The 15601-nt window shown below is 60.3% G+C and carries 14 protein-coding genes, 1 other RNA gene and 1 pseudogene; 8 read left to right on the top strand and 8 right to left on the bottom strand.

Annotation, left to right across the window (positions count from 1 at the left end; genetic code table 11):
* The first annotated feature begins 19 nt into the window (after positions 1-19).
* The 4 genes from EKL29_RS18505 to EKL29_RS18490 all read left to right on the top strand — a co-directional run bounded on the left by EKL29_RS18505 (position 20) and on the right by EKL29_RS18490 (position 5036).
* Complete coding sequence (locus tag EKL29_RS18505) at positions 20-1153, top strand: amidohydrolase/deacetylase family metallohydrolase (protein ID WP_126690400.1); 1134 nt, start codon at positions 20-22, stop codon at positions 1151-1153.
* Entirely contained in the window at positions 1137-2258 is a 1122-nt protein-coding gene (locus EKL29_RS18500) for a DgaE family pyridoxal phosphate-dependent ammonia lyase (RefSeq protein ID WP_126690399.1), read from the top strand. The genes EKL29_RS18505 and EKL29_RS18500 overlap by 17 nt, the downstream gene beginning before the upstream one ends.
* Positions 2255-2995 (top strand): 2-dehydro-3-deoxy-phosphogluconate aldolase, encoded by a 741-nt coding sequence (gene dagF / locus EKL29_RS18495; RefSeq protein ID WP_126690398.1) that lies wholly within the window; start codon positions 2255-2257, stop codon positions 2993-2995. The genes EKL29_RS18500 and dagF overlap by 4 nt, the downstream gene beginning before the upstream one ends.
* A gap of 130 nt (positions 2996-3125) precedes the next feature.
* Complete coding sequence (locus tag EKL29_RS18490) at positions 3126-5036, top strand: transcription antiterminator (RefSeq protein WP_126690397.1); 1911 nt, start codon at positions 3126-3128, stop codon at positions 5034-5036.
* Between the two features lie 45 nt (positions 5037-5081).
* Here EKL29_RS18490 and EKL29_RS18485 read toward each other — a convergent pair whose 3' ends face one another.
* A complete protein-coding gene (locus EKL29_RS18485) occupies positions 5082-5981 on the bottom strand; it encodes a LysR family transcriptional regulator (protein WP_120454959.1) in 900 nt (299 codons plus the stop codon).
* A gap of 130 nt (positions 5982-6111) precedes the next feature.
* Here EKL29_RS18485 and EKL29_RS18480 point away from each other — a divergent pair, with 130 nt between their 5' ends.
* Complete coding sequence (locus EKL29_RS18480) at positions 6112-6816, top strand: pirin family protein (protein WP_120454957.1); 705 nt, start codon at positions 6112-6114, stop codon at positions 6814-6816.
* 42 nt (positions 6817-6858) lie between these two features.
* On the opposite strand, the gene dolP is transcribed toward EKL29_RS18480, so the two are convergent.
* Genes dolP through EKL29_RS18460 form a run of 4 tightly spaced genes read right to left on the bottom strand, consistent with a single transcriptional unit; the run spans position 6859 to position 10440 of the window.
* On the bottom strand, positions 6859-7431 hold the full coding sequence (dolP, locus tag EKL29_RS18475; protein ID WP_120454955.1) for a division/outer membrane stress-associated lipid-binding lipoprotein: 573 nt from the start codon (positions 7429-7431) through the stop codon (positions 6859-6861).
* Positions 7432-7445: 14 nt separating this feature from the next.
* The gene (gene diaA / locus EKL29_RS18470) at positions 7446-8033 is read right to left on the bottom strand and encodes a DnaA initiator-associating protein DiaA (protein WP_120454953.1); all 588 of its coding nucleotides are present in this window, start codon (positions 8031-8033) and stop codon (positions 7446-7448) included.
* Between the two features lie 14 nt (positions 8034-8047).
* Positions 8048-8443: a YraN family protein gene (locus tag EKL29_RS18465; protein WP_126690396.1), complete on the bottom strand. Its 396-nt coding sequence runs from the start codon at positions 8441-8443 to the stop codon at positions 8048-8050.
* Positions 8401-10440, bottom strand: coding sequence for a penicillin-binding protein activator (locus EKL29_RS18460; RefSeq protein ID WP_126690395.1), 2040 nt, complete (start codon positions 10438-10440; stop codon positions 8401-8403). Before EKL29_RS18460 ends, EKL29_RS18465 begins: the two co-directional genes overlap by 43 nt.
* Positions 10441-10502: 62 nt before the next feature.
* Between EKL29_RS18460 and rsmI the strand changes: the two genes are divergently transcribed.
* The 3 genes from rsmI to EKL29_RS18445 all read left to right on the top strand — a co-directional run bounded on the left by rsmI (position 10503) and on the right by EKL29_RS18445 (position 13331).
* Positions 10503-11366, top strand: a complete 864-nt coding sequence (rsmI, locus tag EKL29_RS18455) for a 16S rRNA (cytidine(1402)-2'-O)-methyltransferase (RefSeq protein ID WP_126690394.1) — start codon at positions 10503-10505, stop codon at positions 11364-11366.
* Between the two features lie 33 nt (positions 11367-11399).
* Positions 11400-11777: RNase P RNA component class A (gene rnpB / locus EKL29_RS18450), an RNA gene on the top strand.
* A gap of 150 nt (positions 11778-11927) precedes the next feature.
* A complete protein-coding gene (locus EKL29_RS18445; protein ID WP_126690393.1) occupies positions 11928-13331 on the top strand; it encodes a PLP-dependent aminotransferase family protein in 1404 nt (467 codons plus the stop codon).
* Here the strand turns inward: EKL29_RS18445 and EKL29_RS18440 are convergent.
* The 3 genes and pseudogenes from EKL29_RS18440 to EKL29_RS18430 all read right to left on the bottom strand — a co-directional run bounded on the left by EKL29_RS18440 (position 13328) and on the right by EKL29_RS18430 (position 15403).
* Positions 13328-13810, bottom strand: a pseudogene (locus tag EKL29_RS18440) (YlaC family protein). The gene EKL29_RS18445 and the pseudogene EKL29_RS18440 sit on opposite strands and share 4 nt — an antisense overlap.
* 129 nt (positions 13811-13939) lie before the next feature.
* Positions 13940-14914 carry a glutathione S-transferase family protein gene (locus tag EKL29_RS18435; protein ID WP_126690392.1) on the bottom strand — a complete coding sequence of 325 codons (975 nt, stop codon included), beginning with the start codon at positions 14912-14914 and terminating at the stop codon, positions 13940-13942.
* 75 nt (positions 14915-14989) lie between these two features.
* Entirely contained in the window at positions 14990-15403 is a 414-nt protein-coding gene (locus EKL29_RS18430) for a DoxX family protein (RefSeq protein WP_120454939.1), read from the bottom strand.
* Positions 15404-15601 lie beyond the last annotated feature (198 nt).

Genomic DNA, 15601 nt, shown 5'->3' with positions numbered 1-15601 from the left:
GCCGCGTTAAGGAGGTGCTATGTTCGATCTGATTCTTCGTCGCGCAAGGCTGACGGATGAGCGGCGGGTGGATATCGCTCTTCAGGACGGGAAAATCGCCGTCGTTGCCGACAGCGTGCAGGGCGAAGCAAAAAGCGAACGCGATCTGGCCGGGCGCTATTACGTCAGCGCAGGCTGGATCGATTCTCATGTGCACTGCTACCCCAAATCGCCGATCTATCATGACGAGGCGGACGCCATCGGCGTCGCCACTGGCGTTACCACGGTGATCGACGCAGGCAGCACCGGCGCAGACCATATTGATGATTTCTATGCCATTACGCGGGCGGCCAGTACGCAGGTTTACGCGCTGATCAATATCGCGCGCACCGGCATCGTGACGCAGAACGAACTGGCGGATATGCGACAGATCGACGGCGATGCGGTGCAGAAAGCCGTCGAGCGGCTGCCTGACTTTATCGTCGGCCTGAAGGCGCGCATGAGCAGCAGCGTGGTCGGCGAGAACGGCATTCAGCCGCTGATCGAAGCCAAAGCGATCCAGAAGCGGGTCGGGGATCTGCCGCTTATGGTGCATATCGGCAACAACCCGCCGGATCTGGCGGAGATCGCCGACCGGCTCACCGCAGGCGATATCATCACCCACTGCTTTAACGGCAAGCCCAACCGCGTACTGACGCCGCAGGGCGAACTCAAGGCGTCGGTGCAAAAGGCTATCGCGCGCGGCGTGAAGATGGACGTCGGCCACGGCAGCGCCAGCTTCAGCTTCGAGGTGGCGCGCGTCGCCATCGCGCAGGGCATTCTGCCTGACACCATCAGCTCGGATATCTACTGCCGCAACCGCCTCAACGGCCCGGTGCATAACCTGGCGCACGTCATGTCGAAATTTTTCAGCGTCGGTATGACGCTGCCGCAGGTGATTGACTGCGTTACCTGGAAAGCGGCGGATGGGCTGCATCTGACGCGAAAAGGGCGTCTGGAGGCGGGTTTTGACGCCGATCTCACCATTTTCAGCGTCACAGAAGCACCCCGCCTGTTTGTTGATTCCGAAGGCGAACAGGTCACCGGGGAGAAACATCTTACGCCGCTGGCCGCCGTGGTGGCGGGCGAGTGGTTCCTGACAGAAGAAGGGAAAGCCAATGTCTTCGATCTATGAAAAATATGGCCTGAAGCCGGTTATCAACGCCTCGGGCCGCATGACGATCCTCGGCGTCTCTACGCCCTCTGCTGAGGTGGTCGATACCGTGCAGACCGGCCTCAGCCACTATTTTGAAATGAAAGATCTGGTCAACAAGACCGGCGCGTATATCGCCCGGCTGCTGAATGTCGAAAACGCGGTAGTGGTCTCCTGCGCCTCGGCGGGCATTGCGCAGTGCGTCGCAGCGGTCATCGTGAAAGAGAGCGACTGGCTGCTGGATAACCTGCACGCCGCGCCGCTCGAGGTGCCGCACGACATCGTGGTGCCGAAAGGCCATAACGTCAATTTTGGCGCGCCGGTCGGCAGCATGGTGGCGCTGGGCGGCGGCCGTCTGGTGGAAGCGGGCTACAGCAACGAGTGTTCACCTGAGCAGCTGGCGGCGGCGATCACGCCGCAAACCGCTGCGATCCTCTACGTTAAATCTCACCACTGCGTGCAAAAAAGTCATTTAAGCGTCGAGCAGGCGGCGGTGGTGGCGCGCAAGCATGGCGTCCCGCTGATCGTCGATGCGGCCGCCGAAGAGGATCTGCAGTGCTACTACCAGTACGGTGCCGATCTGGTGATCTACAGCGGCGCGAAGGCGATTGAAGGGCCGACCAGCGGGCTGGTAATCGGCCGACAGCAGTATGTTGAATGGGTGAAGCGGCAGAGCAGCGGTATCGGCCGGGCGATGAAGGTGGGCAAGGAGGGGATCCTTGGCCTGACGCAGGCGATTGAAAACTATTTGCGGCTGGAAAAGGTGAGCGGCGCGCAGATGGTAGAGAAGATGACGCCCTTTATCGACCATCTCAACCAGCTGCACGGCGTTAGCGCGCGCGTAGTCTGGGACGCGGCAGGGCGCGATATCGCCCGTGCCGAGATCAAATTCGACGAGGCGGCTATCGGTCAGCGTACCGGCGATATCGTACAGGCGCTGAAGAACGGCGAGACCGCTATCTATTTTCGCGGCTACAAGGCCAATGAAGGCATTATCGAGGCGGATGTCCGCAGCGTCAGCGCTGAGCAGCTGCACACCATTTTCACCGCGATCCAGGCGCTGTTGAACGGAGAAAAAATCGCATGAAGCTGACCCCAAATTTCTATCAGGATCGTCTGTGCCTTAACGTGCTGGCCGGATCGAAAGCGAACGCGCGCGCCATCTGGGAAGCGGCGGAAGGGCATGTGCTGGTAGGGGTGCTGTCAAAAAACTACAGCAGCAACGAAGCGGCTATCACCGATATGCGCGAATATGCCGCGCTGATCGATAACGCGCTCTCGGTCGGACTTGGCGCGGGCGACCCGAACCAGTCAAAAATGGTGAGCGAAATTTCCGCCGTGCTGCAGCCGCAGCACGTTAACCAGGTATTCACCGGCGTCGCCACCAGCCGCGCGCTGCTCGGTCAGTCACAAACCGTGGTTAACGGGCTGATTTCGCCGACCGGCACGCCGGGTCTGGTAAAAATCTCTACCGGCCCGCTAAGCTCGCAGGGCAGCGACGCCCTGGTGCCGATCGACAGTGCCATCGCGCTGCTGAAGGATATGGGCGGCAGCTCGGTGAAATATTTCCCGATGGGCGGGCTGAAGGCGGTCGATGAGTATCGCGCCGTCGCCCAGGCGTGCGCGGCGCATGACTTCTGGCTGGAGCCGACCGGCGGCATCGATCTTGATAACGTCGAAGCGATCCTGACGATCGCGCTGGAGGCTGGCGTCAGTAAAATCATCCCGCACGTCTACAGCTCCATTATTGATCCCGCCAGCGGCGATACGCGGGTGGAAGATGTGCGCCAGCTTCTGGCGATTTGCAAAAAACTGCTGCCGTAACGACCACCACGCCGGCGCGCTTCACAGGGCGTCGGCGCTTGCCTGGACGTAACGCGCCGTTCGCTTTAGGCTGCTATTTTTCGACATGATGCCGCTGAATGCATGCCAGCGCCGTAACAGGTAGACCGCTTTGAGATTTCCTAATCAACGCCTTGCACAGCTGTTTGACGCCCTGCAAAACGAAACGCTGCCTCAGGATGAGCTGGCGCGGCGCTTCGCCGTTTCAACGCGCACCGTACGCGCCGATATCAGCGCGCTCAACGCGCTGCTGGAGGAGTATGGCGCGCAGTTCGTGCTCAGCCGCGGCGAGGGGTATCAGCTAAAAATCGAGGATGCGCAGCGTTTCCAGCGGCTGGAGCTGCAAAAACGCTCGCCGCTGCGCGTGCCGCGCACTTCCGCCGAGCGGGTGCGCTATATGCTGACGCGCTTTCTGACCGCCGCCTGGTCGCTCAAGCTGGAGGATCTGGCGGATGAGTGGTTCGTCAGCCGCGCCACGCTGCAAAACGATATGACCGAGGTGCGCGAATGGCTGGCGCGCTATCACCTGAATATCGAAAGCAAACCCCATTACGGCATGAAGCTGTTCGGCAGCGAAGTGGCGATCCGTACCTGCTTAACCGATCTGCTGTGGCAGATCGATCAGGAACAGGCCGACAGCCCGCTTATCACTATCGAAGCGCTGCACAGCAATATTCTGGAGACGCTGCGCCCACTGCTGCAGCAGTGCCTGTCGCGCCACAACGTTCGCCTCAGCGATGAGGGAGAGCGCTATCTGCGCCTTTACTGCGCCGTGGCGGTGCGGCGCATCAGCGAAGGTTACCCGCTCAGCGATCCCGGCGCGGAGGATGTCGGTCTCGACGTGCGCGAGGCGGCGCACGAGCTGATTAATCTGCTGCGGCCGCTGGTGGGCAAGCCGGTATCGCCGGCGGAAGAGGGGTGGCTGCGCGTCAATATCGCGGCGCGCCAGATGCAGGAGGTCGCGCCGAGCGCCATCAACGCCGATGACGCCGACGCGCTGGTGGACTATCTGCTCAGCTATATTAATACCCACTATAACTACAACCTGCAGGGCGACGAGCAGCTGCGCGCCGATCTGTTAACGCATATTAAGACGATGATCACCCGCGTGCGTTACCAGATCCATATCCCAAACCCGCTGCTGGGCAATATTAAACAGCACTACCCTATGGCCTATGACGTCACGCTGTCGGCGGTCTCCAGCTGGGGCAAATATACGCCTTACGTTATCAGCGAAAACGAAATCGGCTTTCTGGTGCTGCATATCGGCGTCGGGCTGGAGCGGCACTACGACGTCGGCTACCAGCGCCACCCGCAGGTGCTGCTGGTGTGCGACAGCGGCAACTCGACGCTGCGGATGATTGAGGCGATGCTGCTGCGCAAGTATCCGCAGCTGCAGGTCACGGGGCGCCTGTCGCAGCGCGAATATGAGGAGCGCACGCGTATCGACGAAGATTTCGTTATCTCCACCACGCGCCTGAGCGAGAAGGATAAGCCGGTGGTGGTGATATCGCCGTTCCCCACCGGCTTTCAGCTGGAGCAGATCGGCAAGCTGGTGCTGGTGGATCGCACCCGGCCCTATATGCTGGAGAAATTCTTCGACGCGCAGCACTTCCTGATTGTCGATAAGCCGATGACGCAGTCGCAGCTGTTTCGTCAGCTGTGCGAGCGGCTGGAGGCGGAAGGCTTTGTCGACGCGAGCTTTTATCCCTCGGTCGAGGAGCGTGAGGCGATCGTCAGCACCATGCTGGGCGAAGGCATTGCGCTGCCGCACTCGCTCGGCCTGCTGGCGAAGAAGACCGTGGTTTACACGGTGCTGGCGCCGCAGGGCATTGCGTTGGGAGAGGATACCGCCTCGGTGATCTTTCTGCTGGCGATCAGCAAAAGCGAGTATGAAGAGGCGATGGCGATCTACGACCTGTTCGTGACTTTTTTACGTGAAAGGGCTGTAGCCCGGCTGCGCGACAGCAAAGATTTCGCCGAATTCAAGGCGGTGGCGATTGAGTGTCTGGGGCGGCTGTAAGATAAGGCTCCAGCCTGCTAAGGGCCGACTGGAGCAGGAACGCGTTTAGCTTTTTTTCGCCAGCAGACGCGGGATCTCGCGCAGGCACCAAGCTTTGGCTTCGCCCATGCTGTCGCGTCGCCACGCCATAATAATATCCACTTCGCGGGTATATTCCGGGCTGACGACGCGCAGCCGACCTTCCGCGATATCTTTCTCCACCAGCGAATAGGGCATAGTGGCGACGCCAAGGCCCGCCAGCAGCGCGCGGCGTTTGTCGTCCATGCTGCTCACCGTCAGGCGCTGCTGTTTATCCAGCAGCTGCACTGTCAGAACCGGGCGCTCGCGCGCCGTATCGGCTACCGCGATGCCGCGATACTTCACGCGCGTCACTTCCGACTGCGGTTCCGGCTCGTTATGGATAGGGTGGTCGGCGCTGGCGACATAGACGCTCATCATGGTGTAGAGCTTACGGGTATTGATTTCGGTCGAGGCGCGAAAGTGCATATCGGGCGCGATAACGATATCTGCGCGGCCCTGCTCCAGCCGTTCCCACGCGCCCGCCAGCACCTCAGTCACCAGCGAAATCTGGGTATTGGCTTTTTCCGACAGCTTCTCCACCAGCGGAAAGAGCGCGTCGGTCGGCACCAGCGCCTCGGTAACGATAGTCAGATGCGTTTCCCAGCCGCGCGCCAGCGCTTCGGCGTCGGTAGTGAGCTTGTCCGCCGCCTCCAGCAGCACGCGTCCGCGCTCCAGCAGCATGCGCCCGACGTTGGTAAATTTCGTCCGGTGGCCGGAGCGGTCGAACAGCACCACGTCCAGCTCCTCTTCCAGCTTTTGCATGGTGTAGCTGAGCGCCGATGGCACACGCCCCAGTTCATCCGCGGCCGCCGCAAAACTGCCGCGACGATCGATCGCATCCATCACGCGCAACGCTTCCAGGGTTAAGGCACGCTCTTTAGCCATCCGAACTCTCTTTCAGGAAATTTGAATATGCACGGCAGATTAACTGGCTAACAATACGGCGTCCAGCCTTTTACCATAATGGGTATCAGGTCTGCGGCCGCTCTCTGCCGCAGCGAGCTGGAGGTAAATTATGATAACGACGCGCAGCGCGTCCGCGTGCGGTCAGGCCGATTTCGGCTGGTTGCAGGCACGCTACAGTTTCTCTTTTGGTCACTATTTCGATCCCAAACTTATGGGCTATGCCTCGCTACGGGTGCTGAATCAGGAAGTGCTGGCGCCAGGGGCCGCCTTTCAGCCGCGCACCTATCCGCAGGTCGACGTGCTGAATATCGTGCTGCAGGGCGAGGCGGAGTACCGCGACAGTGAAGGCAATCATATCGTCGCGCGCGAGGGCGAAGCGCTGCTGCTCGCCACGCAGCAGGGCGTCAGCTACAGCGAAATCAACCTGCGCAAGGATCAGCCGCTGACGCGTATGCAGCTCTGGCTGGCGGCCTGTCCCGAGCGTGAAAACCCGACGCTGCAGAAGATTGCGCTGTCAGAGCGCGGCAAGCTGCAGCTGATCGCCTCGCCGGACGGCGCGGGTAACAGCCTGCAACTGCGTCAGCAGGTGTGGGTTCACCAGCTGCTGCTGGCGCCAGGCGAAGAGCAGTCGCTGACGCTGCGCGGGCCACGTGCCTATCTGCAGTCGATTCACGGTTCGCTGGAGGCGGCAACTTCAGGCGAGCGGCAGGAGAAGCTGGGCTGCGGCGACGGGGCGTTTTTGCAGGAGGAGCAGCAGATCCGGCTGCGGGCGAAAACCGCGACGCGGGCGCTGGTGATTGATATACCGGTATAAAAAAACGGGCGGCTCAGGCCGCCCGTTCCGTTTCTTTGCCTGTTACTTCAGCATGGTGAATGCGGTAGTGACGTGCTTCACGCCGCTGACCCGGCTGGCGATATCCGCCGCTGCTTTCGCCTCTTCCTGCGTTACCAGACCTAACAGGAACACTTCGCCGTTCTCGGTCGTCACCTTCACGTTCGACGATTTCACCTGATCGCTGCCCAGCAGCTGCGAGCGGATTTTGGTGGTGATCCAGGTATCGGACGACGAAGTGCCCAGGCTCACTTTCTGGCCGATGCGAATTTCGTTATAGACCTCGGTCGCGCCATCTACGCCCATGGCGATCTGCTTAGCGCGGCTGGCGATATCCTGCGACGGCGCCTGGCCGGTCAGCAGCACTTTGCCCTGATAGGCGGTGGCGATGATGCGCGCGTCGGTTTTAATCTGCTGATCTTTTGCCAGCGCGTTGCTGACGCGCAGCTCCAGCGTGCCGTCGTCTACCTGGGTGCCTACGGTGCGCGGATCGGTGGCGGTTTTGGTGGCGACGGCCGCGCCGCCGGCGACAACGGCGACGCAGCCCTGCAACAGCATGGCGGTTAACAGGATGGCGACAGCATTCAATGCTTTCATGTTTGCTCCTTCAGTCATTCCTGGTGTGGAAACAGGGTGTTATCAATCAGGTCGCACAGACAGTTCAGCGTCAGCATATGCATCTCATGGATGCGGGCGCTACGGTGCGACGGGATGCGAATTTCCACGTCGTGCGGACCCAGCAGGCCCGCCAGCTCGCCGCCGTCATAGCCGGTGAGCGCAACGATGGTCATATCACGGGTAACCGCGGCTTCTACCGCTTTGACGATATCTCGCGTGTTGCCGCGGGTGGAGATCGCCAGCAGGACGTCGCCGGTCTGACCCAGCGCGCGCACCTGTTTGGCGTAAATTTCATCGTGTTGACGATCGTTGCCGATCGCCGTCAGCATCACGTTATCCGCGCTGAGCGCCAGCGCAGGCAGGCTGGGACGCTCAGTCTCGAAGCGGTTAATCATGCTGGCGGCGAAATGCTGCGCGTTGGCGGCCGATGCGCCATTGCCGCAGCTGAGAATTTTATTGCCGTTAAGCAGGGACTGCACCAGCGTCATCGCGGCGCGGGAAATGGCATCCGGCAGCGCTTCCGCGGCGGCAATCTGGGTTTGGATACTTTCAGTAAAACACGCTTTAATTCTGTCCTGCACACGACCACCTGGTTCTATACGTCTGCATTAAAGGCATTGGGCAGCCACTCCAGCGCCGTACCGGTAATGGCGATGATGTCGAAACGGCAATCCACCGTATCAAAACTGCCGCCGCGCTGCGACAGCCAAAGGGCGGCGGCGCGCAACAGTTTTTGCCGCTTGAGGCGGGTGATGCTGGCCAGCGCGCCGCCGTAGCGCGCATCGCGCCGGTAGCGCACCTCCACAAACACCCAGCATGCGCCGTCGCGCATGATGAGATCCAGCTCGCCGCCGCGATAAGTCACGTTGCTGGCGATCCAGCGCAACCCGGCGCGCTCTAAATAGCGCCGGGCGCGCTGTTCCTGTTCAGCGCCGAGGCGCCGCGAGGTCAGGAGGCGGGAACGATCGCGCCCTGACGATACTGGCTCCATGACAACGCCCTGTTGATCACGCAATCCTGATTCGCGCTCAGCTTGCCGGTATTGCCGTCAATGGTGAAGCCCGGCGTCTGGCGCATCTGATTAAAACTGTTCGCCAGCGTCCAGGCGTCAATGCCCATTGCATAAAGGCGAACCAGCGAATAGTCGTTGTTGAACGACTGCGCTGCCCGCTGCATCAGCGCCGGATTACGACCTGAAAGCAGCGGAATATCGCTGAACTGCAGTCCTTCCATCTCCAGGCGGAAATCGGGGCCTGCGCCAGCCTGATAGCTGCGCGAGCTGGCGTAGAGCGACGCTGCGCTACGGCTGCCGGTGCGCATGGCGATCATCGGCTTGATCAGCTGCAGCTCATCCTGCGTCGAAACGATATAGACCGAATCGACGTTGCCGCCGCTGCTCGCCGCTGGCGGCGCGCTCTGCTGCTGCGGCGAGGGAATATTCAGCCCGGCGATGGCGACGCCCTGCGGTTCAGCCGGCTGCGTAGTAACCGGTGTGCCGCTCAGCGTAATGCCCGCGCCGCTGTTGATGCCCTGTTTCAGCTCAGCAGTCGAGCCGAAGCGCTGTTGCAGCGGCGCACCGCCGCCCAGTTTCTGCCACTCCTGCGAAAACGCATTAACCACGCGATCGCCGAAGCTGCTGCGCGGCACCAGCAATAGCGGCTGGCGTTTGCCCTGATCCCACATATGGTGCGCGGCATCGCGCGCTTCGTCTTCAGGAGAAAGCGCAAAGTAGCAAACATTCGGATGGTTCTGGATCTGCTCCGGCGCGTTAAGCGCCAGAACGTTGAGCGGCGTCTGGCTGTTAGCGACCGCTTCAACGTTGTTTTTCAGCAGCGGACCGACCACGAGGGTGGCGCCGTCCTGCTGCGCCTGCTGCATCACCTGCTGAATCGGCTGGCTGCTGGTGTCATACACCTTGATCTGCGCGCTGCTGGAGGGAGCGCTGGCTGGCTGCTGCTGCTGCTGCTGCTGCTGCTGCGCGGCGGCGGGCTGCGGGGACTCGGCTGGCGTGATCGAGGCGGCTGCCGGGCTGACCACCGCGTTAGCTGCGCCGGTTGGCGCAGGCTGCGCGCCTGCGGCGGCGGGCTGAGCTGCGGTCGGCGCGGTCGGCTGCGGCGCAGCATTCAGGGCGCCGTTTTTCGCATCGTTGAAACCTTTCTCAATCGCGCTGGCGAACACCTGCGCCTGACCGTTCAGCGGCAGCAGCAGCGCGATGGTGCTGGTTGACGCTTTGGTAAAGTTCTGCGCCTGGCTTAACGGCGTCGGCAAGGTTTTAGCCGCCGGGTTTTGCGGATAGCGCGTCTGCCAGTCTTTAAGTGCGGACTTCAGCATCTCGCCATCCTGCGCGTTGGCGCGCCAGACATTAAGCAGATCCAGCCAGCCCTGCAGGGTATTTTCACTGGCGTTAATCACCAGGCTGCTGGCTTCCTGCGGCGTCATCTGCGTCAGCGCCTGCCAGGTGGCATCGATGTTTTTCTGATGATCGTCGCCGGTCAGCAGCGGCTCCTGCGCAATATAGGCGCGCAGCAGCGCCAGCGAGGTTTTACCCTGCGCGGCGGCGATCTGCAGCCCGTAGTAGCGCGCCTGCTGCTCTTTCGACAGGTCGTCGACTTTCACCTGATTCAACAGCTGCGTCGCACCCGGCACGTTCTGCTGGCTAAACAGGAACTGCGATTTAAGCAGCAGCAGTTCCTGTTGTTGCGTGTCGCTGAGGCGGCTCGGCAGCTGGTTAAGCTGCTGGCCAGCCTGTGGGTACTTTCCTTCTTTCATCAGGGCACGGATGGCAAGTAATTGCCAGTCTGTCCTGCTATCATCGCTGCTTTGCTGTACTTGCTGCAGATAGTAATCAGACCCGCCGGTCACGGGTCCCTGAATATTAACGTTTGAGGTTTGCGGCCCCTGACCGCTACAGGCGGCTAAAATCAGCCCAGCAAGAAGGACAGGCACAAAGCGTCCTGCTTTATGACGAACGACTTTTGAAGGAAGCATACTGTATCCAGTGATGTTTTTTTCAAGATGCTCAATATTAAATCGGCAATTCGGATGAAACAATGAAACAACTCGATCGGGCAGAGATTTCTGCCAGCACGCTCTACATCGTTCCAACCCCGATTGGTAATTTGGGTGATATCACCCAGCGGGCGCTGACGGTGCTTTCGGGCGTCGATCTGGTCGCAGCGGAAGATACACGTCATACCGGACTGTTGCTACAACATTTCGCCATCGCTGCGCGGCTCTTCGCACTTCACGACCACAATGAACAGCAGAAGGCCGAACTGCTGCTGGCGAAGCTGCAGGAAGGGCAGAGCATCGCGCTGGTCTCGGATGCCGGGACGCCGCTGATTAACGATCCGGGTTACCATCTGGTACGCCGCTGCCGCGAGGCGGGCATTCGCGTGGTGCCGCTGCCAGGCGCCTGCGCCGCCGTCACAGCATTAAGCGCCGCCGGGTTACCGTCCGATCGTTTCTGTTACGAAGGGTTTCTGCCCGCCAAAACCAAAGCGCGCTGCGACACGCTGCGCGCGCTGGCGCAGGAGCCGCGGACCCTTATTTTCTACGAGTCTACTCATCGTCTGCTCGACAGCCTGCAGGATATAGCGAACGAGCTGGGCCCCGGGCGCTATGTGGTGCTGGCGCGCGAGCTGAGCAAGACCTGGGAGTCGATTTACGGCGCGCCGGTGGGCGAGCTGCTTGCCTGGGTCAAAGAAGATGAGAATCGTCGCAAAGGGGAGATGGTGCTGGTCGTCGAAGGGCATAAGCCGGACGAAGAGGCGCTGCCCGCCGAAGCGCTGCGCACGCTGGCGCTGCTGCAGAAAGAGCTGCCGCTGAAAAAGGCGGCGGCGTTGACCGCGGAAATCCACGGCGTGAAGAAAAATGCGCTCTATCGCTTTGCTCTTGATCAGCAAGAGACGTGACAATTGCGGGCGAATGCCCTATCATCCGGCGCCGAAGCTGACCAGACAGTCGCCGCTTTGTCGTCGTCCCTCTTGTAGGGAGACGGGCAGAGGGGAGGAAAGTCCGGGCTCCATAGGGCAGGGTGCCAGGTAACGCCTGGGGGGCGCAAGCCTACGACCAGTGCAACAGAGAGCAAACCGCCGATGGCCCATTTATGGGATCAGGTAAGGGTGAAAGGGTGCGGTAAGAGCGCACCGCGCGTCTGGCAACAGTTCGCGGCACGGTAAACTCCACCCGGAGCAAGGCCAAATAGGGGTTCGCATGGTACGGCCCGTACTGAACCCGGGTAGGCTGCTTGAGCCAGTGAGCGATTGCTGGCCTAGATGAATGACTGTCCACGACAGAACCCGGCTTATCGGTCAGTTTCGACTTTTCAGGTGAAAACCCCGCGCAAGCGGGGTTTTTGCTTTCTGGAGCAAGCTGCCCCCGCGTTTGCGCCACGCTCACTGCATTTGGGGCTTCCCCGTTGCCTCAGGACCTTGCCATGCTAAACTGCGCGGCGGCAACGAAAGGAGCAGCCCGTGGCGAAATACCAGCAACTGACGGATGAGATTCAGCAGCAGATCGAGGCGGGTATCTGGCTGCCAGGCACGAAGCTGCCATCGCTTCGTCAGCAGGTGGCGCAGCACGGGCTAAGCCTGATGACGGTGATGCACGCCTACGAGGTGCTGGAAAGCCAGGGCTGGATCGTCTCGCGTCCGCAGTCCGGTTACTACGTCGCGCCGCGCGCGCTGCAAACCGCGCCAGCGCAGGTGGCGCTCAGCGAGCAGGTCGATATTAACGATTTTGTCTTCGACGTGCTGCAGGCGATCCGCGATCCGGGCATTGTACCTTTTGGCTCCGCCTTCCCCGACCCCGAACTCTTTCCTCAGCGTCAGCTGATGCGCTCACTGACCAATGTCTCACATCAGCTGACGCCGCTCGACGCGCTCAATAATCTTCCACCCGGCAATGCGGCGCTGCGGCAGATGCTGGCGCAGCGCTATGCGCGGCAGGGCATTACGCTGTCGCCAGATGAAATCGTGATTACCAACGGTGCGCTGGAAGCGCTCAATCTCAGCCTGCAGGCGCTTACCGAACCAGGCGATTATGTGGTTATCGAGCAGCCGACCTTTTATGGCGCGCTGCAGGCGATCGAGCGGCTGAAGCTGAAAGCGCTCGCGGTGCCGAGCGACGCGCAGCAGGGCATTGATATGCAGCAGCTGGAAGAGACGCTGCAGCGCTGGCCGGTGAAAGCGTGCTGGCTGATGACTACGCTGCAAAATCCGCTTGGCGTTACCCTTTCGCCCGCGCGCAAAGCGCAGCTGGTAGCGCTGCTGGCGCGCTATCAGGTGCCGCTGATAGAAGATGATGTTTACGCTGAACTCTGGACAGGCGATGAACCGCCGCATCCGGCGAAATACTGGGATCGCGGCGGCGACGTGCTGCACTGCGGCTCCTTTTCCAAATGTCTGGTCGCCGGGTTCCGCGTCGGCTGGGTCGCGGCGGGACAGCACGCGCAGCGCATCCAGCGCCTGCAGCTGATGAGCACGCTCTCTACCAGCGCGCCGATGCAGCTGGCGCTGGCGGATTTTCTCGCCACGCGCCGCTACGATAGCCATCTGAAAAAACTGCGGCAGACGCTGGCGCGGCGTAAAGAGTGGGTGCGTCAGGCGCTGCGCCGCGTGCTGCCGGACGGCGCCAGCGTGAGCGATTCGCCGGGCGGCTTCTTTTTGTGGGTAATGCTGCCGCGCGGCTATGACACGACACAGCTTTATCAGCAGGCGTTACAGCAGGGGATCAGCATCGCACCGGGGCGACTGTTTTCAGCGGGCGAGGAGTTTACCCACTGTTTTCGCATTAACGCCGCCTGGCCGTGGGATACACGCGCCGAAGCGGCGGTCGAGACGCTGGGAAGGCTGATTGCCGAACAGCGTAAGATTTAAACCTGCGCTGCCTGCTGGTGGCCCCAGGTCAGATAGTAGATGTCATAAAAATCGACTTCGCCTTTCTGCTGTAGCAGACGATGAATGCCGCTTTTCACCTGCTCCGGCGCATCCGGCAGATTCAAAATCTTCTTCACGCCGCCTTCAGAAACCGGCTGCACGTAGTACCACTCGCCGTTATAACAGACGCGCAGATCCAGCGCGTCGATATCCTCGAAGCGGTATTTCGGGTTGATATCCAGCAGCATCAGAAAGCTCATTACCAGTACGAAAATGGTAGCGAACCAGAAGGCGGGCCAGCCCAGCATTTCGGTAGAAAAAATCAGCGCCACGCACAGGGCGTAGCAGAGTTACATGACTGCCCAAAGCCCGGGATGGGTTTTCAGAAAAGAGAAGCTAAAACGCGGGCGGTTGTCGCGGCGTTCCTCACGATTAAGCGTAGCGATCTCATCGATTAAGATTTGTTTAATGGCGTCCATTGTTCACCTCACCGTCACTTTTCTGCTCAGTAGAACAGATAACAGTGAGCCGGAGGAGACACAGAACCGCGCAGAATTTTTATAACAGTTCAGACGCGCGCCGTCCCGGCAAGGAGACGGCGCGAACGATTAACCGCGGCCGTGCGGCTCATCCCAGTCAAACGCCGGACCCAGCGAAATCACGCCGTTCGGGTTGATGGTTTTATGGCTGACGTAATAGTGATGGCGGATATGGGGCAGATTCACGGTATCGGCAATGCCCGGCATCTGATAGATATCGCGCAGAAAGCCGCTCAGGTTGAGGTAATCGCCGATGCGATGACGGTCGCACTTAAAGTGGGTGACGTAAACCGGATCGAAACGCACCAGCGTGGTCCAGAGGCGCAGATCCGCTTCGGTCAGCTGATCGCCGGTCAGGTAGCGGTGCTGGCCCAGAATCTGCTCCAGTCGCGACAGCGAGTGAAACAGCGCCGTCACCGACTCGTCATAGGCTGCCTGCGAAGTCGCGAAGCCCGATTTGTAGACGCCGTTGTTAACCGTGTCGTAAATCCAGCCGTTCAGCTCGTCTATCTTCTCGCGCAGGGCAGGCGGATAGTAATCGCCCGCGCGGGCGCCGACAGCGTCAAAAGCGCTGTTGAACATGCGGATAATATCCGCCGATTCGTTGCTGACAATGGTGCCCTGCTGCTTATCCCACAGAACCGGCACGGTGACGCGTCCGGTGTAGTAGGGATCGGCATGCAGATAGAGCTGATAGAGAAATTCGTTCTGATAGAGCTTGTCGCCGGTGGCGTCGGGAAAATCGTCGTCGAATGTCCAGCCGTTTTCCAGCATCAAAGGATGCACCACGGAGACGTCGATCATCGACTCCAGCCCTTTCAGCTTACGCATCAGCAGCGTGCGGTGCGCCCAGGGGCAGGCGAGAGAAACATACAGATGATAGCGATCGCGTTCAGCTTTGAAGCCCGCTTCGCCCGTTGGGCCAGCGCTGCCGTCCGCTGTTACCCAGTTGCGCCAGACCGCTTCAGTGCGCTTGAAGCGTCCGCCGGTTGATTTGGTATCGTACCAGGTGTCATGCCAGACACCTTCGATCAGTTGGCCCATATCGCCTCCAGTGCAAACAGGGCGAGGAGTCTCCTCGCCCTGCTAAGTATATGCGGCATTACGCCAGATGTGTGCTTAGCGAAGTGCGCCCACCGGCTGCGCTTTTTTACGCAGCAGACGATCAAGGCTGTACGCGCCTGGACCCACCAGGCCCAGCACCAGGAAACCGCCCGCGATAGAGAGGTTTTTCATAAACATCAGCTGGTTGACACCTTCCGCGAAGTTACTGTGGAACAGGAACGCCGTCAGGATGGTGAAAGCCGCGGTAAAGAGCGCGGTAAAACGGGTCAGGAAGCCGAACAGAATCGCCAGGCCGCCGCCGAACTCCAGCAGGATAACCAGCGGCAGGAAGAAGGCGGGTACGCCCATCGCTTCCATATACTGCTGCGTGCCCGCATAGCCGGTGATCTTGCCCCAGCCGGCAGTGATAAACAGGATCGGCATTAAAATGCGCGCCAGCAGCAGGCCAGTATCTTCGAATTTTTTCATCATTTACTCCAGGCTAATTTTACGGCAGGACAGCAGCGCCTGCGTTATATAGTTCCCAGCATAAGGCGGTTTAGCCGTTTGCTGAGCTGATAGCTGGAGATAATAGTCGCGGAGGGGAAAGGTTGTAAGCGAGATATTCTGTAGGTGTTATTCAGGAAATCTGATAAAGAAAAGCCGGCGTTTTCGCACCGGCTACAG

The sequence above is a fragment of the Pantoea sp. YU22 genome (genome assembly GCF_003970755.1).
Taxonomy (GTDB): domain Bacteria; phylum Pseudomonadota; class Gammaproteobacteria; order Enterobacterales; family Enterobacteriaceae; genus Pantoea; species Pantoea piersonii.
The sequence above is the reverse complement of the archived record's forward strand: the minus strand, read 5'-3'. Positions and strand labels throughout refer to the sequence as shown.